The following is a 19853-nucleotide window of genomic DNA, read 5'->3' as shown; positions in this document are numbered from 1 at the left end:
TCAGGACTCGGGCGAGCGCAGCACCCTCAGATGGCCGCGCCGGGCGACCTCCATCGGATCGATGTCGCGGGCCGCGCCGCGGGCCGCGCGCTCCTGCGGCCGGGCCGCCTCGCGCACCGCGTTGGCCAGGGCCTCCAGGTCGTCGCCGCTGGGGCGCACCGGACCGGAGTCGGTCGCCAGCCGCACCACTTCCCAGCCGCGCGGGGCGGTGAGCCGTTCGGAGTGCTCGGAGCACAGGTCGTAGCAGTGGGGCTCGGCGTAGGTCGCGAGCGGGCCGAGGACGGCGGTGGAGTCCGCGTAGACGTACGTCAGCGTCGCGACGGCGGGGCGGCCGCAAGCGGTGCGCGAACAGCGACGTACAGGGCTCACGAGGTTGGACGGTACCGCACTCTTGAGCGGGCCGCGACGACTCTCCGGGAGGTCACCCGGTCGTGTCGCCGGAGTACGTCCGGAATCGATCGTTCCGTGCCGCGGGCCCTGACCTGCGGGTACGGCAGGGCGCCGCCTCCGGCTACCCAAGGTAACGGTCACCCCGCCCCTCCCACCGGCGGCGTCTTCGGTCGCGGGCTGGCGTATATACGACACATTCCTGGCCTGATGCGGTCCCAACCGCCGCCCTCGGAGGCGGCAATAGGGCGGCAATACGGCGGCGCTTCGCTCTTTGGAGGACAAGGGCCCGATCCCGTGCTGTACGTGCCTGCTCGCAGGACTAGGCTCACGCTGATGGACAGCACGGCACCCACCCCACCGACTCCCCCCGCACCGCGTCCGCGCCACCGCGACCGCCACGGGCGCGGGATGCGCGGACCCATCGCGCCCCCGCAGGTGCCGCTGGCCCTCAGCCGCGCGGACGCCTTCGACGACCTGGTGCGGGACGCCGCCGACCGGCTGGAGCGGCGCTGGCCGCAACTGGCCGACGTCGAGTTCGCCGTCCAGGAGGTGCCGTGGCCGCAGGACGGCCCGACCCCGGACGGCGACCCGGTGCCGCTGGGCCGGCTGATCGGCGCCGCGAAGGACCGCCCCAGCCGGATCGTGATCTACCGCCGGCCCGTGGAGATCCGCGCGAAGAACCGCGACGAACGGGCGCTGCTGGTCCACGAGGTCGTCGTCGAACAGGTCGCCGAGCTGCTCGGGCTGTCCCCGGAGAACGTCGACCCCAAGTACGGCGAGGACTGAGCCGCCGGACCCATGGCGTGCGGACGGCCGGCTCGGGGCCGGGTCTCGCCTCGGCCGTTCGGCGGAACGCGCGCGCCCCGGTCCGCAGCTGGACCGGGGCACGCGTCCACGGTTTCACGACGTCCGCGGTTCACGCGTTCAGCGGTTCAGGATCCGCAGTTCCGGCCCGGCCTTCGGCACCGCCACCATGCCCCGGTCGTCGGGCATCGGCTGGATGGTGAACATCGGGATGCCGTTGAGGGGCAGCGTCAGCGTCCGCGACGCGTAGAGGGTGCCGCCGCCGGGCGCCGGCTCGACCGTCACCGCGAACGCGCCCTTGCCGCCGCTCGGCGCCTCCGGCACGACGGACAGCGTCGTGCCCGCCTTGACCGTGACGGTCTTGGTCACCGCCTCACCGCCGGATGCCCCGGCCGAGGAGGTGATCTTGACGCTGGTGTCCTTGCCGGTCGCGGTCAGGTTCAGCGTCGAGGACTTGGCCCGGTTGTCGGCGACCGTGGCCCGGGTGTCGACCGGGGCCGTCGCCGGCAGGAACGCCAGGTCCTGCGAGCCGCTCTTGCCGCGGGTGACGCGCAGCGCGGCGACCACGGGGACGGCGCTGTGCACCGTGCTCGACCCGAGCAGAAGGGAACCGGCCTCGCCCTTGGTGAGGTCGCCCAGGTCGACCGCGGTCGTCATCCCGCTCTTGACGTGCAGGCTCTCGTTGCCGGCAGGCGTGATGGAGCCCGTGGACGTGGCCAGCTTCAGCGTCAGGTCCGCGTCGTCGGAACCCGGGTCGAAGACGACCAGGCGCACGTCGGTGGCGTCGGCGGGGATGCCCGGCATCACCAGGCTCGTCGCCGGGTCGCCGGAGGCCGGCAGCCAGTCCGCGCCCTTGTTGCCGTCGGTCGCCTGCACCGAGGCGCCGACGCGGCCGCTGCGCGCGACCACGTGCAGCGTCAGGTCCTGCTGCTTGTCGGCGACCAGCGTGGACAGCAGGACCGGCTCGGAGCTGTCGCCCGGGACGGTGATGCCGTCGCCCGTCGCCGCCTTCAGCTGGCCGTCCTTGCCGTACAGCTGGACGTCCACGACGGCCGGCGCCTCGTCGGGGTTGACCAGGTGCAGGTAGTCCTGGCGGCCCGTCGCGGTGCTCGCGCCGGCGAACCAGAACTCGCTGTCAGGGACGAGGCAGGAGGTGCCCAGCAGCCCGCGCGCGGAGCCGGAGTCGACCACGGTGGTCTGCTGCACGGTCCAGCCCGGGGCCAGCGGCCCGTCGGCGGTGCCGACCAGCGCGGGCGCGTCCGACTGGTCGGTGGTGGCGGTCACCGGCTTGCCCGGTGCCGTCAGCTTCGCGAGCGGCTTGCCCTTGGCCGCCGCCGGGACCAGCGAGGCGCTGCCGCCGGAGGCCCCGGACGCACCGGAGGCCCCGGACGAGTCGGACGCGCCCGCGGGCCCGGAGGAGCCCGGCGTGAACGACGTGTACGTGGTGGTGGCGAACTCCGACGAGGACGGCGCGGGGCACAGCAGCGTGGTGCGCTGCACCGGGAGCCGCGTCGGGCTGGTCGTGGTGGCCGCCGTCGAGCTGCCGCCGCCGGTGAGCGAGGCGGCGCCGGTGAGGGCGATCAGGGCGGCGACCACGCCGGCCAGGGAGATCGTGCTGCGGTTCACCGGTGGTCGCTCCCGTCGTGGCGCTGGTCGTCCTCTGCGTAGTAGCCGGCCGGATCGGCCTGGCCGCCGTGGCCCGCTCCCTCGGCGGCGCCGTGGTGGCCGGGGTAGCCCTGCTGCCCGTAGCCGTTCTGCTCGCCGTAGCCCTGGTCCGCGTATCCGGGCTGCCCGTCCGTACCGGGGGCCGGCGCGTAGGGGTCGTAGCCGGGCTGCTGCGGGACGTACCCGTAGCCGTCCCCGTACGCGCCCTGCTCGGCGCCGTAGCCGCCCTGGTCGGGGTAGCCCTGCTGCCCGTCCCACTGGCCGGCGGGGTCGCCCGCCTGCGCGTAGGCGGGGTCGACGTAGCCCTCCTGGTAGCCGTAGTCGGTCCCGGCCGGGGCCGCGTACGGGTCGTACGCGCCCTCTTGGGTGCCGTATCCCGGCTGGGCGGCCGCGTAGGCGGCAGCGGCGTCCTCGGAGGCGTCGTAGTTGCCCTCCTCGTGAGCGGCCTCGTCCGGTCCGTCGTGCTCGCCGGTGTCGTGCGCGCCTTGCTGCGCGGCGGCCTCCGCCTCGGCCGCGGCCTGCAGGCGGCGGGCCCTGCGGCCCTCGCCCGAGGCCTGGGCCGGGATCGCGGCCGCCGGGGCCTCGGCGTCCGGCAGGTCGTCGTCGACGTCGCGGCGGCGGCCCGGCAGGGCCAGCACGATCGTGACGAGCAGGAGGAACGCCTGCGCGCCCAGCCACCCGACGTGGGTGATCGGCTCCTCGTACGTCACGTCCAGCCGGCCGCCGGTGGAGGGCAGTGCGAAGCCCTGCGCCCAGCCGTCGACGGTCGTCGGCGACAGCGAGGTGCCGTCGAGGGTGGCGCGCCAGCCGGACGCGGCGGAGTCCGCGAGCCGCAGCACCCGGCCGGACGGGCCGGCGGGCACGGTGGTGTGCGCCTCGACGCGGCCCGAGGGCACGGAGACGGGCTGCGCGCCCTTGCTGGTGATGGTGATGCGGGAGACGGTCGCGTCGACCCGCCACAGCTCGCTGCCGTCGGTCTGGCTCACCCGGGACAGGCCCGGGGTGCTGTCCAGGATGCGGCCGAAGGAGCGCGGCGATCCCTGCTGCGCGAGCACGTAGCGGATGGCGTAGCCGGCGAGCCGGCTGCCCTGGTCGGCGCCGGAGCCGGCGACGAGGTTGGCGACGACGGTGTCGAGCGTGGGGTCGGCGGGGGCCGAGGCGGCGAGTTCCGCGTCGCCGATCTGGGCGCCGGAGCCGCGCACCAGGGCGTAGGTGACGTCGCCCGGGGTCCCGTTGAGCACCAGGGTGCGGGGCTGGTCGCGGGTGGTGGCCTCCTCGGCCACGAACGCCGGCACCTGCTGCGGATCGCCGCGCTTGATGGGGCCGTTGGCGCCGTCCACGACCCAGGTGAACGCGGCGAGCAGCGGCGCCGCGACGGCGGCGACCGCGATGAGGCCGGCCACCGGCTGGCGCCAGCCGAAGCCGCTGGCGGCGATGCGCTCGTTGGCGCCCTCGGCGCCGATCGTGGCGGCCGCCAGCAGCGCGAGGCCGTAGACGAGGGTGGCCGGGCCCGCCCAGTCCTTGCCGTTCTCCACGACGGCGAACAGCAGGCCGGTCAGGGCCGCGGCCCACGCCGCGGTGATGGCGGTGCGGCGGGTGCCGCGCATGAGGGCGGCGAGCGCGGCCAGCACGACGCCGACGAGCAGGAAGCCGCCGGACGCCTTGGGCCCGCCGGGGCTGAGCAGCAGGAGGTTCAGGCCAGAGGCGCTCTTGCTGCCGTATGTCAGGCCGGCCTCGTGGAGGAGGCGGCCGGGGTGCGCGAGCAGGCCGAGGGACCAGGGGGCGAGCAGCACCATCGGCGTCACCAGCACGGCCGCGGAGCGCAGCACGTGCGGGACGACCAGCTGGGCGGCGCCGCCGGCCAGCCGCCAGCCGAGCACGGCGGCGGCCAGCACCAGGGCGATCAGCCAGGTGACCGGGGTGAAGGCGGTGGTGAAGGTGAGCATCAGCGCCAGCGCCCAGGTGGCCCGCCAGCCCGGTTTCACACCGCGCTCGATGGCGGACGATCCCAGCTGGAGACCGGCGTACGACACGGCGGCGCGGGCCATCAGCGGCAGCAGGATGGCCAGCACGGCGGTGCCGAGCCGGCCGCCGGCCAGGGCGCCGGTGGCGGCGGGCAGGAACGCGTAGGCCACCGAGGCCCAGGCACGCAGCAGACGCGACTCGACCAGGGGGCGCGACGCGAAGTAGGCGGTGATGCCGGCCAGCGGCACGGAGGCGACCAGGAACAGCGTCAGGGTCAGGCTGGTGGAGCCGAACAGCACGGTCGCGAAGATCGCGAGCACCGCGAGGTACGGGGGTGCGGACTCGGTGCCGCCGGTGCCGAGGGCGTGCCACGAGCCCGCGTAGGCGCCCCACAGGTCGGAGGCGCCGGAGCCGACCGGCAGCAGGGCGCCGCCGGACAGCGTGCCGCCGCCGAGCAGGGAGCGGCAGGCGGCCAGCGACACGGCGAGCAGCACGGCGAAGAGCACCGGACCGGGCTTGCGGGCCAGCCGCTTGAGCCGGGCGAACTGCTCGACCTCCAGGAACTCGCCGTCCTCCTCGCCCGGCCCGGACTCCACCGCGCCGCCGTGGCGTCCGGCGGCGGCGGTCGAGGCGTCGGCGCGTCCGGCGATGTTGCTGACGACCTGGTCGACGGTGGCACGGACGGTCGCGCCGGGTGGCGGGAACAGCGGCCGCAGTTCGGCGGGCGGGACGACGCCGCGGCCGCGTCTGTGCCGGGCTCCCATGAGCCGGCCGGGCCGCAGCAGGACGCCGAGCAGGCCGACGATCTCGTCCACGGCCTGCCCGGGCACCTTGCCGACCAGGTAGGCCAGGGTGCGCAGCAGGGTGCCGACGACGATCCGGAGCACCACGTACGGGAGCAGCGGACCGCGGGTGTTGGCGAGCAGCGTGTAGACGGCGCCGGCCTTGTCGACGCGGTGCGGGTTGACCGCGGAGCGGCCCGCGCAGTCGACCGGGCGGCGCTCGCGGGAGGCCGCCTCGGCGTGGCGCAGGATCGCGTCGGGGGCGACCATCACGCTGTGGCCGGCGGCCTGGACGCGCCAGCAGAAGTCGACGTCGTCGCGCATGAGGGCGATCCGGCGGTCGAAGCCGCCGAGTTCCTCCCACACGTCGCGGCGCACCAGCATGCCCGCGGACGACACGGACAGCACCTGGCGCACCTGGTCGTGCTGGCCCTGGTCCTGCTCGCGGCGCTCGAGGCCGGTCCAGCGGCGGCCGCTGCGGGCGATGCTGACGCCGACCTCCAGCAGCTGCCTGCGGTCGTACCAGGAGCGGAGCTTGGGGCCGATGACGGCGGCCGAGGGGGTCGCCTCGGCGGTGCGCAGCAGTGCGGACAGGGCGTCGGGGTCGGGCTCGCAGTCGTCGTGCAGCAGCCACAGCCACTGCACGGGCTCGCCGTGCGGCCGGTCGTCCTCGTCGTACGACTCGTCGTTCCACGTGCGGTTGACGGGGTCCCAGCCGCTGCGGCGCGCGGCGAGGTACGGCAGGTCGTCGGCGGTCAGCGGCGGTACGGCGCGCACGGCCTCGTCGACGGCGGCGCCGAAGCCGGTGCGGCGGGCGAGGTGCAGGACGCGCTGGTCGCCGAGCGCCTCGGCGAGGAGGCGGGCGGAGTCGTCGGCGCTGCCGGTGTCGGCGGCGATGACGTCCTGGACCGGGCGGTTCTGGGTGAGCAGCCCGTCGAGGGCCTGGCGCAGCCAGCGCGCGCCGTCGTGCGCGACGAGCACGGCGGTGACGACGTGGCGCGGGAACTCAGGGGTGCCGGCCGGATGGGCGGCCGGTGCTGGGCTGTTCACGGACATCGAGGTTCGGGCCCCGGTTCGCTGGACTGCGGTGGACGCAACCGTCCCGGCGGGTGCGGGGGCGGACGTCTCGGACGGCCACCCACACTAACGGCTCACACCGCGGCCGCCGTCCGGGTGTGAGAACAACGGCAGCCCGCCTGGCCCGCGCGGGGGCGGGCAGGACGGGCTGCGGCAGGGCTCTGACCGGGCCGTTTGCCCGGGACGGCACCGGGACACGGGGGCCGCCGGGAGGCCTCGGGGTCAGACGACGCCCTTCTTCAGACGGCGTCGCTCGCGCTCGGACAGGCCGCCCCAGATGCCGAACCGCTCGTCGTTGGCGAGCGCGTACTCCAGGCAGTCGGACCGGACTTCGCACGCGAGGCAGACTTTCTTCGCCTCACGCGTGGATCCGCCCTTTTCGGGGAAGAACGACTCAGGGTCGGTCTGCGCACAGAGCGCGCGCTCCTGCCAGCCGAGTTCCTCGTCGGCCTCCTCGGCCAGCAGCAACTGGAACTGCTCGGTCATGCGCGCCCCTCGTCTGTCGTGCTTCCCCGTTGTTCCCTGCCGTCACCTGGTCCGGCTGAACGACACGAGTGAAATTACAAGTGTGTGGATCCGGGCCAGTCAAGCGGAGATCTGCTATTGGGTCCGTTATTCACTCCGCTGAACCAAGGGGTGACAGAAAGTGTTGAAATCAGCCCAAATTCCTGCATGCGTCAACCCTGGTCCGACCGATCACCCGCTCACACTCCGTCAGACGCAGTCGCGTCGCGCGGCGTTCCGCCCTCGGGGGTGAAGCGTTGTGGATCACATTTCCATCACAGAAGTACAACGTCACACCACGCGACACGTTCTCCAGGACCGGAATCGGATCTGCATCGGATCTGCACGGATGCCGCACCACCTATCCCCACAGCGCAGTGCACAAACCTTTCAGCACCTCGCGTTACCGGATCAGGTGAACCTGAAGGACATAACGGACATCCGTTTGACAAGCGGCCTACCGGCCCGGTCTCCTTGACGCCATGTACGCCGAGCAGCACGCGCCCTTCCGGACTCGCCTGAGCGAGTCCCGCTGCGTCGCGCTCGCGCAGAGCTGTTGTCGTTCCTGTCGCTGCCGCTGATTCCCCCCGCCCGGGCCGTCTCCCGGACCCGGCGCCGTCCGCATCACGCGCATCACAAGGAACGCATCCCATGGCTTCCGTGCACCCCCCGCACGCCCTGAGCACCGAATACGCCGCGAACACCGCGAACACCGAGTACCCCTCGTACTCCGACGTCTCGATCGCCGGTGACCCGCTGGCACTGCCCCACCTGCTCCCGGCGGTGCCCCAACACCCCGGCACCGTCGCCGAGTTCGCCGGACTCGCGCGCTCCCTGGCCGCCGACCGCGCCCAGTGGGCCCCGCTGGTGCGCTACGACGCCACCACCCGCTGGTACGCCCGCCTGCGGACCGGCCCCGGCTACGAGGTGTGGCTGCTGAGCTGGCTCCCCGGGCAGGGCAGCGGCCTGCACGACCACGGCGGCTCCTCGGCCGTCCTCACCGTGCTCGACGGCACCCTGCACGAACGCGCCCTGCCCCGTGCCGACCGCGGCGGCGAGACACGGCGCGGCCTGTCCCCCGGCGCGCAGCGCGTGTTCGCCCCCGGCTACGTCCACGAGGTGGTCAACGACTCCCTCGAACCCGCCGTCAGCCTGCACGTGTACTTCCCCGGACTGACCGAGATGACGCCGTACGCCTGCACGCCGACGGCGCACGGCAGGCCCGCGAGCGCCCCCGCCGGACGCTGAACTCTCCGGCGCCCTCGGCGTGCTGCAAGACTGGGCGTCATGCGAATCGTGGTTCTGGCCGGAGGTATCGGAGGCGCGCGCTTCCTGCGCGGCCTCAAGGCAGCGGCGCCGGAGGCGGAGATCACCGTCGTCGGCAACACCGGAGACGACATCCACCTGTTCGGGCTGAAGGTCTGCCCCGACCTCGACACGGTCATGTACACCCTCGGCGGCGGCATCCACGAGGAGCAGGGCTGGGGACGTGCCGACGAGACCTTCACCGTCAAGGAGGAGCTCGCCGCCTACGGGGTGGGCCCCGAGTGGTTCGGGCTCGGGGACCGGGACTTCGCGACCCACATCGTCCGCACCCAGATGATCGGCGCCGGCTACCCGCTCAGCGCCGTCACCGAGGCGCTGTGCGCGCGCTGGCAGCCCGGCGTGCGGCTGCTGCCGATGTCCGACGACCGCGTCGAGACCCATGTGCTGATCGAGGCCGACGGCGAGCGCAAGGCCGTGCACTTCCAGGAGTACTGGGTGCGGCTGCGCGCCTCGGTCCCCGCCCAGGCCGTCCTGCCCGTCGGCGCCGAGGCGGCCAAGCCCGCGCCCGGCGTGCTGGAGGCGATCGCCGCCGCCGACGTCATCGTCTTCCCGCCGTCCAACCCGGTGGTGAGCATCGGCACCATCCTCGCGGTGCCCGGCATCCGCGAGGCCATCGCCGAGGCCGGTGTGCCCGTCGTGGGCCTGTCCCCGATCGTCGGGGACGCCCCGGTGCGCGGCATGGCCGACAAGGTGCTCGCCGCGGTCGGCGTGGAGTCCACCGCCGCCGCGGTCGCCGCCCACTACGGCAGCGGGCTGCTCGACGGCTGGCTCGTCGACACCGTCGACGCGGGCGTGGTCGGCGAGGTCGAGGCGGCCGGCATCCGCTGCCGCGCCATCCCGCTGATGATGTCCGACCTGGACGCGACGACCCGCATGGCCCGCGAGGCGCTCGACCTGGCCGAAGAGGTGCGCGCGTGAACTCCCCCGCCGCCGCGCCGCGTTACGAGGTCTTCGGCGTGCCCGGCATCGGCGAGGTGCAGCCCGGCGACGACGTCGCCAAGCTCATCGCCGCCACCGGTACCGCGCTCGCCGACGGCGACGTGGTGATCGTCACGTCCAAGATCGTCAGCAAGGCCGAGGGCCGGCTGGTGCGCGCGGACGACCGCGAGGCCGCGATCGACGCCGAGACCGTCCGTCTGGTCGCCCGGCGCGGCCCGACACGCATCGTCGAGACCCGGCACGGCTTCGTCATGGCCGCCGCCGGTGTCGACGCCTCCAACACCCCGGCCGGCACCGTGCTGCTGCTCCCCGAGGACCCCGACGCGTCCGCCCGCCGCATCCGCGAGCGCCTGCACGCGGACCTCGGTGTGCGCGTGGGCGTCGTCCTCACCGACACCTTCGGCCGGCCCTGGCGCAACGGCCTGACCGACGTGGCGATCGGCGCGTCCGGCGTCCGCGTCCTGGACGACCTGCGCGGCGGGCGGGACGCCCACGGCAACCCGCTCAACGTGACGGTCACCGCCACCGCCGACGAACTGGCCGCCGCCGGCGAGCTGGTCAAGGGCAAGGCCGACGGCCTGCCGGTGGCCGTGGTGCGCGGCCTGCCCGCCGTGGTCGACCCCGCGCCCGGCGACGACGATCCCGGGGCCCGGCCCCTCGTGCGCTCCGCCGCCGACGACATGTTCCGGCTCGGCACCTCCGAGGCGGTGCGCGAGGCGGTGTCGCTGCGGCGCACCGTCCGCGAGTTCACCTCCGAGCCGGTCGACCCCGCGGCCGTCCGCCGCGCCGTCGCCCTCGCGGTCACCGCGCCCGCGCCGCACCACACCACCCCCTGGCGCTTCGTCCTCCTGGAGACCCCCGAGGTGCGGACCCGGCTCCTCGACGCCATGCGCGACGCCTGGGAGGCGGACCTGCGCCGCGACGGCTTCTCCGAGACCAGCATCGCCAAGCGGCTCCGCCGCGGGGACGTGCTGCGCCGCGCGCCCTACCTCGTCGTCCCGTGCCTCGTCGCCGACGGCGCCCACCCCTACCCCGACGCGCGGCGTTCCGCCGCCGAACGCGAGATGTTCGTCGTGGCCGCCGGGGCCGGCGTGCAGAACTTCCTCGTCGCCCTGGCCGGCGAGCAGCTCGGCTCCGCGTGGGTGTCGTCCACGATGTTCTGCCGCGACGTGGTCCGGGACGTGCTCGGCCTGCCCGGGGACTGGGATCCGATGGGGGCGGTGGCCGTCGGACGGCCCGCGGTCGCGCCTCCGGCGCGGGCGGTTCGTGAAGCTGAGCCGTTTCTGGCGGTGCGTTAGCTTTTTTTTTCCCGTTTTTCTCCCACCCGCCCGCCCTCCCCCAGACTCCGTCCGGGGGTGCCCCCAGGCCGTCCGAAGGTGCGGGTCTCTGGTGGCTGGGTCGGTGGAAAACGGAAAAAGCGAGCTACGACCGCCACGACGGAGGATTCGGTGCCAGCCGAGGCGCCCGCCTCGGCGGGCCCGGCGCCCCGAGAACGATGAGCCGGGCAGCCCGGTGCCGCTGCCCGGCGTACGGCTCCAGCAACCTCAGCATCGTCTCGTCGTCGGACTTCTGCTCGCCGGTGAGCGCGAACCCGATGTGATGCGGAAGGTGCAGGTCCCCGACCGTCACCGCGTCCGCCGCACCGTGGCTGCGCTGCAGCGTCTCCGCGGCCGTCCACGGTCCGATCCCGGGGATCGTCTGGAGGCGCAGCCCCGCCTCGGCCGGGTCCAGCGCGGCCAGCGCGTCGATCCGCGCGCCGACGCGGACCGCGCGCATCACCGTGGACGCGCGCTTGTTGTCGACGCCCGCGCAGTGCCAGTCCCAGGAGGGCACGCGGGCCCACCCGCGGGCGTCGGGCATGACCCGCATCCGGTCGGCCGGGGACGGCCCGGGCGCGACCTCGCCGTGCTGGAAGAGCAGCGTCTTCCACGCGCGGTACGCCTCGATCGTGGTGACCTTCTGCTCCAGGACCGCCGGGATGAGCGCTTCGAGGACGAGTCCGGTGCGGGTGAGCCGCAGCCCGGGGTGCCGCCGGTGGGAGTGGTGGACGACGCGGTGGCGGGGCGCGAAGCCGGACTGGTCGTCGTCCGCGCCGAGCAGGCCCGGCATGGCGTCGAGCAGCCACTGCGCGCCGGGGCCCCAGGCGTGGCCCTCGAGTTGGGCGGGGCTGCCGGTGACGCGCAGGGTGGCCGGGCCCTGAGGGGTGCGGCTGGCGCGCCACACCGCGCCGTCGGGGGTGATGCGGAACGCCGGGTCCGTGCCGCCGCGGCGCAGCGGCATGACGGTGAGGCGGACGTCCAGCGGCCCGGACGGCGTCCACCGGCGGGTGGCGGCGGACGTACCGCCGACGCGGCTGGCGGGGATGGCGGGCACGCTGCCGAGCGTACTCGGGCGCGCCGACACTGCGGCCGGGTGCGGGGCGCACCGGCACGGGACGAACCCGGCGCCGGGCGAGCAGGCCGCGCCGGACGTCCCGCGGACGCCCCACGCCCACCGCCCCGCGGGCGGCAGCGGCACCGGCGCGCGGCCCGCATGGGCCGCACGCGGTATCCGGAAGGCCGCCGCAGGCGCTGCGCGCTACCCGTCGGAGGAGAAGCGGATCGCGGCCGGCTCGATGCGCGCCCCGCACCAGACGCGGACACCGCCGAGCAGTTCGTTGTCGGCGCCGACGTGGGCGCCGTCGCCGACCACGACGCCGTCCAGGACGGTGCGGCTGCCGACCCGCGCACCCGCGCCGACCAGGGAGTTCCTGACGACGGCATCGGGCTCGATCCAGGCGCCGGCCAGGATCGCGCTGCCGTCGACGCGGGCGCCGGAGCCGATCACCGCGCCGGCGGCGACCGAGGTGCCGCCGGACAGCTTGGCGTCCTCGGCGACGTCCGCGCCGGGCAGCACGAGCCGTTCCCCGCAGCGCCCGGGCACGGCGGGCGACGGTGCCCGGCCCAGGACCAGGTCGGCGGAGCCGCGGACGAAGGCCTGCGGGGTGCCGAGGTCGAGCCAGTAGGTGGAGTCGACCATGCCCTGGAGGTGGGCGCCCGCGGCCAGCAGGTCGGGGAAGGTCTCGCGCTCCACGGAGACCGGCCGGCCGGCCGGGATGGCGTCGATGACGGAGCGGGTGAAGACGTACGCGCCGGCGTTGACCTGGTCGGTGACGATCTCCTCGGGCGTCTGCGGCTTCTCCAGGAAGGCGGTGACGCGGCCGTCCGCGTCGGTGGGCACGAGGCCGAACGCGCGGGGGTCGGGCACCTTGGTCAGGTGCAGCGAGACGTCGGCGCGGGCGCGCTGGTGGGTGTCGACGAGGGCCCGGATGTCGAGGCCGGTGAGGATGTCGCCGTTGAAGACGAGTACCGGGTCGCCGGGCGCGGAGTGCAGCCGGTGGGCGACGTTGCGGATGGCGCCGCCGGTGCCGAGCGGGTCCGTCTCGGTGACGTACTCCAGGTGCAGGCCGAGCGCGGAGCCGTCGCCGAAGTGCGGTGCGAAGACCTCGGCGAGGTAGGACGTGGCCAGCACGATGTGCTCGATGCCCGCGGCCCTGGCGCGGGCCAGCTGATGGGTGAGGAACGGCACGCCGGCCGCCGGCACCATCGGCTTGGGGGTGTGGACGGTCAGCGGGCGCAGCCGCGTTCCCTTCCCGCCCACGAGCAGGACGGCCTCTTTCGCTCCGGTGGTCACGGGTGCCGTGGCCGGGTATGCCGTCGTCTGGAGTGCCGTCGCCTGGTCAGGGTGTGCACGCATGGGGAAGATACTGACATAAGCCGCAAAGCAGATGATTCAGTGTCCGGGGAACAGCCGTTCGTGCTCCGTCGGCCACCCGTTCGGACGCGGGAACGCCCGTGCTGGTTGCCTGGGCCCCCGGCCGGGCCGCCTGCGGCAGGGACTTCTCCGGCAGGGACCTCTCCGGCCGGACGGCGGTCCGATCATGCCAGGTAGCCTGGCGGGCGTGACAGCCACCTCCGCGACCCCCGCACAACTTCTCTCCGACGCCCTGCGGGCCGACCCCGGCCGTCCGCTCGTCACGTTCTACGACGACGCGACCGGTGAGCGCGTCGAGTTGTCGGTGGCGACGTTCGCGAACTGGGTGGCGAAGACGGCGAACCTGCTCCAGGACGACCTCGGCGCGCAGCCCGGCGACCGGCTCGCGCTGCTGCTGCCCGCGCACTGGCAGACCGCGGTGTGGGTGCTGGCCGGTTTCTCGGTGGGCGTCGTCGTCGAGCCGGGCGGCGACCCGGCGGGCGCGGACCTGGTCGTGAGCGGCCCCGACACCCTTGACGCGGCGCTGGCCTGCGGCGGCGAGCGGATCGCCCTGGCCCTGCGGCCGCTGGGCGGCAGGTTCCCGCAGCCGCCGGCCGGGTTCGCCGACTACGCGGTGGAAGTGCCCAGCCAGGGCGACCGGTTCGTGCCGTACGCGCCGCCGGCCCCCGGCGCGCCCGCGCTCCGGCTGCCGGGCGGTGAGCTGCTGACGGGCGCCGAGGTGACCGCACGGGCCCACGCGGACGCGGCCGCGCGCGGCCTCGACCGCGGCGCGCGCGTGCTGTCGGGGCTGCCGTACGACGGCTGGGAGGGCCTGTCCGCGGGGCTGCTGGCGCCGCTGGCGGCCGACGCCGCGGTGGTGCTGTGCCGCCATCTGGACCAGCTGCCGGCCGAGGGACTGGAGCGGCGCAAGGACAGCGAGCGGGTCACGCACACCGTCTGAGGCCGGGCGGCGCCGCGAACCGGGACGACGGGGACGAGCGGCGGGCGGGCCACGGCGGTGAACGCCCCGCCCGCCCCATGCCGACCTCGCGCCCCGGACGTCGCACCCGTCGCCCGCACCACCGGCCCCACCTGGGCAACTCCCGTGCCGGACAAGGTTGCTTGGGCAACCAAACGGCCTGTTCGACAGTCTGAACGAATGCCGGTCGGGCATTCGGGTCCGACCCCCGGGCTGCCCGGAGGGCCCCGGCATCGGGGACCTACCGAGGGACGGCCAACGTGACCACGCCAGCTCAGCCTCCGCAGGGCGACGCGACGCCCGGCTCCGGCACCGGGGCCGACGGCACCCCCCAGGGGGGCACCCCGCGTCCCCCGCGGCGGTTCCGCTGGCTGCGGATCCTGGCGATCTGCACGGCCGTCTCGGTGCTCGCCCTGGCCGGCGGCGTCTGGTACGTCTACCAGCGGCTGAACGGCAACATCACGACGGACACGGTGACCGAGAACGAGCTGAAGGTGCACGCCTCGCAGCGGCCGCCGGAGACGCCGACCAGCGCGGAGAACATCCTGCTCATCGGCTCGGACAACCGCGGTGACGGCAACGGGCAGTACGGCCAGGACACCGGCACGCAGCGTTCGGACACCACGATCCTGCTGCACCTGTCGGCCGACCGCGGCAGTGCCACCGCGGTGAGCATCCCGCGCGACCTGATGGCGCACGTGCCGGAATGCGCCAAGCCGGGCGGCGGCACCACGAAGGCCCGGTTCGAGCAGTTCAACTGGGCGTTCGAGCAGGGCGGCGCGGCCTGCACCATCCGCACGGTGGAGGACATGACGCACATCCGCATCGACCACCACCTGATCGTGGACTTCACCGGCTTCAAGAACATGGTCAACGCGGTCGACGGCGTGGACGTGTGCGTGGCGGAGCCGGTGCACGACACCAAGGCGCACCTGAACCTGCCCGCGGGCCGGCAGAAGCTCGACGGCGAGCAGGCGCTGGGGTACGTGCGGGCCCGCTACAGCATCGGCGACGGCAGCGACACCGAACGGATGCAGCGCCAGCAGGCGTTCCTCGGCTCGCTGATCAAGAAGGTGCGCAGCAACGGGGTGCTGCTCAACCCGGTCAAGCTGTACCCGCTGCTGGACGCGGCCACCAAGTCGCTGACCGCCGACCCTGGCCTCGACTCGCTCAGCGAGCTGTACGACCTGACGCAGTCGCTGCAGAAGACGCCGACCGGGGCGATACGTTTCCTCACCGTGCCGCGCGAGCAGTACACGGCGGACCGCAACCGTGACCAGTTGCAGCAGCCCGCCGCCGACGCCCTGTTCGCGGCGCTGCTCGCGGACGCGCCGGTCAACGTCGCCGCCCACGCCGGGAGTCCGTCCGGCGACGGCACCGCGACCGCCTCTCCCGGCACCACGGCGACTCCGACGGGCACCCCGTCCGGGACCCCGTCCCGCACCGCGCCCGGGACCCCGTCCGGCACCCCCTCGGTGACGGCGGGCGGCACCCCGTCCGGCACTCCGTCCAGCGGCGCGCCGACGTTCCAGGGCACGACGGCGGAACAGGACGTGTGCGGCAAAGACCGCTGAAAACCTCCTGAAAGCCGGTCTCAAGCCACCGCCGCGTTGCGGTGGTTTGTCCTGGTCCGCACGTCGCACACCAGTCGAACACGGGCATCTCGGCCCAACTGGGCCGCTAGTGTGGGCGATCGGACGATCCCGGACCGGAGGGCCTGACGAACCGTGGACACGCAAGGCCGCAGGCGCACCGACCCTCCGGGGTCATGGGTCCTCGATCCGGCGACCGGTACCTACCGGCAGCGCGAGGAGCAGGAGCCCGCAGGACCGTCCGCGAGCCGTGGGACCCGGCGGCCCGCGGCCCCGTCGATGCCCCAGCAGACGCGGAGCGGCGACATCGCGGGAGGCCGGCCCGCGAGCAGGTCCGGCAGCCGCACGGCACCCGGCAGGACGTCGCCTCCTCCCCGCCGGACGGCACGGCCGTCGGTGCCCGGTCCGCGCCGTCGCGGCGGGGGCCGGCGCCGGTCGGCGCCGGGGGCGTCGCGCCGCAAGAAGGCGCTGCTGTGGACCGCGGGCGCCGTCGGGTTCGTGCTGGCCGCGACCGCGATCGGCGGGTACGTGGTCTACGAGCGGCTGAACGGCAACATCACCACCGTCGACGTCGGCGACGCGGGCAGCAAGAGCGTCACGCACGACGGACCGATGAACATCCTGGTCATCGGCACCGACAGCCGCCAGGGCCTGGGCGACCGCTACGGCGACCCGGGCAGCGTCGGGCACGCGGACACCACGATCCTGTTCCACGTCGCGGCCGACCGCGGCAGCGCCACCGCGATGAGCATCCCCCGTGACATCGTCACCGGCATCCCGGACTGCCCGACGCGGCAGAAGGACGGCACCACCAAGGTCGTCCCCGGCACCCCGCAAGGCCTCACCTCGCCGAAGTTCAACGAGAGCCTGGGCCAGGACGGCCGGGACCCCGGCTGCACCATGCGCCTGGTGGAGCAGATGACGGGCCTGAAGGTCGACCACTTCATGATGGTCAACTTCGAGGCGGTGAAGACCCTTTCGAGCGCGGTCGGCGGCGTCGACGTCTGCCTGGCGCGCCCGCTGGTCGACCCCAAGTCCCATCTGGACCTGAGCGCGGGACGGCACACGCTGGAGGGCGAGCAGGCGCTCCAGTTCGTCCGCACCCGGCACGCGCTGCGCGACCAGAGCGACCTGGACCGGATCAAGCTCCAGCAGAACTTCCTCGGCGCGATGATCCGGAAGATCAAGTCCCAGGGCACGCTGACCAGTCCGGCCAAGCTGTTCCGGCTGGCCGACACCGCGACGAAGGCGCTCACCGTGGACAGCGCCATCGGCAGCGTCACCAGGCTCAGCAGCCTGGCGCAGGACATCGCCGCCGTCGACACCAGGCACATCACCTTCACCACCGTCCCGGTCGTCGACAACCCCGACGAGAAGGTGCACGCGACCGTCGTCGTCGACCGCACCCGCGCACCCCAGTTGTTCGCGGCGCTGCGCGACGACGTGCCATTGTCCAAGGCCGCCGGGCACGCGGGGCCGGCCCGCCGTCCGGCCCCCGATCCGCGGCTGACCGGTCCCAAGGCGCCGCCGTCCGCGGTGGAGGTGACGGTGCTCAACGGCAGCGGCATCAACGGCGCCGCGCGCACCACGGTCACGTGGCTGCGCGACGCCGAGGGCGTCGGGCGGCCCGCGAACGGCGGCAACGCGCCGGCGCCGCTGGCCGCGACGGCGCTGCGGTACGCGCCGGCCCAGGCGGACCAGGCCCGCGCGCTGGCCGCGATGATGGGGCTGCCCGCCTCAGCACTGCGCCCGGCGGCGGACGGCACCGCTCCCCCCGGTCCCATGACCCTCACGCTCGGTGGCGACTTCACCGCGGCCGGCACCCCCGTCGACGCGCCCCCGGCCGTCCCGGCGGGATTGCAGAAGACCGAGGCGGACAGCACCGCCTGCGTGGGGTAGCTTGCGGATCGAAACGCCCGACCCCGCATGGAGGACCACGCCGTGGACGCACAAGGCCCCGGGGCCGTGGACCCGGCGGACCAGTGGGTGCTGGACCCGGCCACCGGCGAGTACCGGTGGCGGACGGACCAGCCGCCGGTCCCCGCCGAGGGGCGCTACACGCCCGCACAGCCGCCCGCAGACCCCGCATCCGACGGGTACGCGCACCAGGACACACCCGCGTACGGCACGCACGCGGCCGCCTCCGACCCGCACGACATGTACCGGCCGCACGCCGCGCAGGACGCCTACGGGACGCCCGGGGCGTACGCCGGCTACGAGGCGCGGGGCGGCTACGACGACCACGGCGCGTACCAAGCACCCGGCGCGCACGGCGCCGAGGACTCCGGCGGGGCCGAAGGGTCCAACGGGGCCGACGGGTACGGGGAGTACGCGCGGTACGACGGGTACGGCACCGACGGGTACGGCGGCAGCGGCTACGGCGACGCCGGCGGCACGCAGGCGCAGACGGCCGCCGAGCCGGGCGCGGGGGCGGGCGCCGGCGCCGGCGCGCCGGACGTGCCCGCGCCGCGGGCGGCCGCGCCCGGGGGCCGCGCGGCGGCCAGGGCCAGCCGCCGCAAGCCGCGCGGGCGCACGGCGGTCAGCAAGCGGACGATGGTCTGGTCGGCCGGTGCGCTGGGCGTCGTGCTCGTCGCGACCGGGGTCGGCGTGGCCCTCTCCCAGGGGGACTCCGGCGCGGTGTCCGTGCACGCGGTGGACGTCGGCAACGCGGCGTCACCCACGGTCTCCATGACCGGCACGATGAACATCCTGGTGATCAGCGCGACGGGACAGGGCGGTTCGGGCACGGCGGGGGGCTCGGGCGCCGCGGGCGCGGACTCCGCGATCCTGCTGCACCTGTCCGCCGACCGCGCCGACGCCACGGCCGTCACGATCCCCGGCGATCTCGTCACGGCGATCCCCGACTGCCCGGTGAAGCAGGCGAACGGCACCACCAAGGTCGTCCCCGGCAGTCCGGTGAAGGGCGCGTCGCCGACGTTCGCGCAGAGCCTGGGGGTTCAGGGCCGCGACCCGGGCTGCACGATGCGCACCGTCGACCAGCTGACCGGGCTCAAGGTCGACCACTTCCTGCTGGCCGACGCCCGGGCGGTGCAGGAGCTGACGACCGCCGCCGGCGGCGTCGACGTCTGCCTGAAGTCCCCGCTGTCCGACCCCGCCACGCATCTCGACCTGAGCGCGGGCAAGCACAAGCTGACCGCCGCGCAGGCGCCCGCGTTCCTCACCGTCCGCGACGCGCCGCCCGGACACGGCGACGTGGACCGGGCCCGGCTGCAACAGGCTTTCGTCAGCGCGCTGTTGCGGCAGTGGAAGGGCGGCGGCGAGACGGCCCGGGCGCTCGGGGACGCGGCGGCCCGCACCCTGACCGTCGACCCCGCGCTCGCGCGGTCCGGCGGACTCCGCACGCTGGCCGGCGAGGTGGGCAAGCCGGACATCACGCACGACACGTTCGCCGCGCTGCCGGTGACCGCGGGTTCGGGAGGCGGTGCGGGAGCGTCCGGCGCCACGGCGACGCTGGACAGGACCGCGGCCGCGCAGCTCTTCTCGCTGATGGCCCGGGACGTCCCGCTGTCCGCGGGGCCGGCCGCGCCCGATCCGAAACTCGTCGGGCCGAAGGCCACCCCGCACGACACCCGCGTCACCGTGCTCAACGGCACGGGAAACTTCGGCGCGTCCCAGGACGTGCTGAACTGGCTGCAGAACGAGAAGGGCGTCAACCGCTCCGCCAACGGCGGCGACGCGCCCGCCGCCCTGCCCGAGACCCGGCTCGCGTACGCCCCCAACCAGGCCGACCAGGCCCGTTCGCTGGCCGCGATGATGGGCCTGCCCGCCTCGGCCCTGCAGGAGGGCACCAAGAACGTCGGGGCGCTGACGTACATGACGCTCACCCTCGGCAAGGACTACAAGGCCCCCGGCACCCCCATCGCGCTGCCCGCGGGACCGCCCAAGGGCCTGCGGACGACGACAGCGGACAGCACCACCTGCGTGGGATAGGGTCACACCCCGACCGCGGGTTCTGACGCGGTCCGCCCGGTTCTGACCAGAGAGCACCTCCCGTTTGTGCCAAGGGGGCGATACGGGGGTCCGGCGGACTGCAACTATCGGCGGCCTGTGACCGTCTGACACTCAAACGGCCACGGC

The 19853-nt window shown here is 74.5% G+C and carries 14 protein-coding genes; 8 read left to right on the top strand and 6 right to left on the bottom strand.

Features of this window, described 5'->3' with window-relative positions; genetic code table 11:
- Entirely contained in the window at positions 1-459 is a 459-nt protein-coding gene (locus tag BMW99_RS28215) for a DUF3499 domain-containing protein (protein WP_075017792.1), read from the bottom strand.
- A gap of 264 nt (positions 460-723) precedes the next feature.
- Here BMW99_RS28215 and BMW99_RS28210 point away from each other — a divergent pair, with 264 nt between their 5' ends.
- Positions 724-1176 carry a metallopeptidase family protein gene (locus tag BMW99_RS28210; protein ID WP_069463186.1) on the top strand — a complete coding sequence of 151 codons (453 nt, stop codon included), beginning with the start codon at positions 724-726 and terminating at the stop codon, positions 1174-1176.
- A gap of 138 nt (positions 1177-1314) precedes the next feature.
- Here BMW99_RS28210 and BMW99_RS28205 read toward each other — a convergent pair whose 3' ends face one another.
- From BMW99_RS28205 to BMW99_RS28195, 3 genes are all read right to left on the bottom strand, one after another.
- Positions 1315-2820 (bottom strand): DUF5719 family protein, encoded by a 1506-nt coding sequence (locus tag BMW99_RS28205; RefSeq protein WP_069463187.1) that lies wholly within the window; start codon positions 2818-2820, stop codon positions 1315-1317.
- Positions 2817-6662: a glycosyltransferase gene (locus tag BMW99_RS28200; RefSeq protein ID WP_069463188.1), complete on the bottom strand. Its 3846-nt coding sequence runs from the start codon at positions 6660-6662 to the stop codon at positions 2817-2819. The genes BMW99_RS28205 and BMW99_RS28200 overlap by 4 nt, the downstream gene beginning before the upstream one ends.
- A gap of 243 nt (positions 6663-6905) precedes the next feature.
- Complete coding sequence (locus BMW99_RS28195; RefSeq protein WP_031519519.1) at positions 6906-7169, bottom strand: WhiB family transcriptional regulator; 264 nt, start codon at positions 7167-7169, stop codon at positions 6906-6908.
- 669 nt (positions 7170-7838) lie between these two features.
- Here BMW99_RS28195 and BMW99_RS28190 point away from each other — a divergent pair.
- The 3 genes from BMW99_RS28190 to BMW99_RS28180 are packed head-to-tail and all read left to right on the top strand — an operon-like array spanning position 7839 to position 10750.
- Complete coding sequence (locus BMW99_RS28190) at positions 7839-8435, top strand: cysteine dioxygenase (protein ID WP_079138355.1); 597 nt, start codon at positions 7839-7841, stop codon at positions 8433-8435.
- Positions 8436-8474: 39 nt separating this feature from the next.
- Positions 8475-9431: a 2-phospho-L-lactate transferase gene (gene cofD / locus BMW99_RS28185; RefSeq protein ID WP_069463189.1), complete on the top strand. Its 957-nt coding sequence runs from the start codon at positions 8475-8477 to the stop codon at positions 9429-9431.
- On the top strand, positions 9428-10750 hold the full coding sequence (locus BMW99_RS28180; protein ID WP_075017784.1) for a coenzyme F420-0:L-glutamate ligase: 1323 nt from the start codon (positions 9428-9430) through the stop codon (positions 10748-10750). The genes cofD and BMW99_RS28180 overlap by 4 nt, the downstream gene beginning before the upstream one ends.
- 124 nt (positions 10751-10874) lie before the next feature.
- On the opposite strand, the gene BMW99_RS28175 is transcribed toward BMW99_RS28180, so the two are convergent.
- Complete coding sequence (locus tag BMW99_RS28175; RefSeq protein WP_075017791.1) at positions 10875-11732, bottom strand: DNA-3-methyladenine glycosylase family protein; 858 nt, start codon at positions 11730-11732, stop codon at positions 10875-10877.
- A gap of 297 nt (positions 11733-12029) precedes the next feature.
- The gene (gene manB, locus BMW99_RS28170) at positions 12030-13187 is read right to left on the bottom strand and encodes a mannose-1-phosphate guanylyltransferase (protein WP_079176205.1); all 1158 of its coding nucleotides are present in this window, start codon (positions 13185-13187) and stop codon (positions 12030-12032) included.
- 205 nt (positions 13188-13392) lie between these two features.
- Here manB and BMW99_RS28165 point away from each other — a divergent pair, with 205 nt between their 5' ends.
- The 4 genes from BMW99_RS28165 (at position 13393) to BMW99_RS28150 (ending at position 19706) form a co-directional block, all read left to right on the top strand.
- A complete protein-coding gene (locus BMW99_RS28165; RefSeq protein ID WP_176735785.1) occupies positions 13393-14145 on the top strand; it encodes a TIGR03089 family protein in 753 nt (250 codons plus the stop codon).
- A 278-nt stretch (positions 14146-14423) separates the two neighbouring features.
- Positions 14424-15737 carry an LCP family protein gene (locus BMW99_RS28160; protein ID WP_069467570.1) on the top strand — a complete coding sequence of 438 codons (1314 nt, stop codon included), beginning with the start codon at positions 14424-14426 and terminating at the stop codon, positions 15735-15737.
- Positions 15738-16151: 414 nt separating this feature from the next.
- Positions 16152-17654, top strand: coding sequence for an LCP family protein (locus BMW99_RS28155; protein ID WP_245791658.1), 1503 nt, complete (start codon positions 16152-16154; stop codon positions 17652-17654).
- 42 nt (positions 17655-17696) lie between these two features.
- On the top strand, positions 17697-19706 hold the full coding sequence (locus tag BMW99_RS28150; protein WP_143080576.1) for an LCP family protein: 2010 nt from the start codon (positions 17697-17699) through the stop codon (positions 19704-19706).
- Positions 19707-19853: the final 147 nt, after the last annotated feature.

This window comes from Actinacidiphila rubida (assembly GCF_900110255.1).
Classification (GTDB): domain Bacteria; phylum Actinomycetota; class Actinomycetes; order Streptomycetales; family Streptomycetaceae; genus Actinacidiphila; species Actinacidiphila rubida.
Note: the sequence above shows the minus strand (reverse complement) of the source record. Positions and strands in the feature narration are given on the sequence as shown.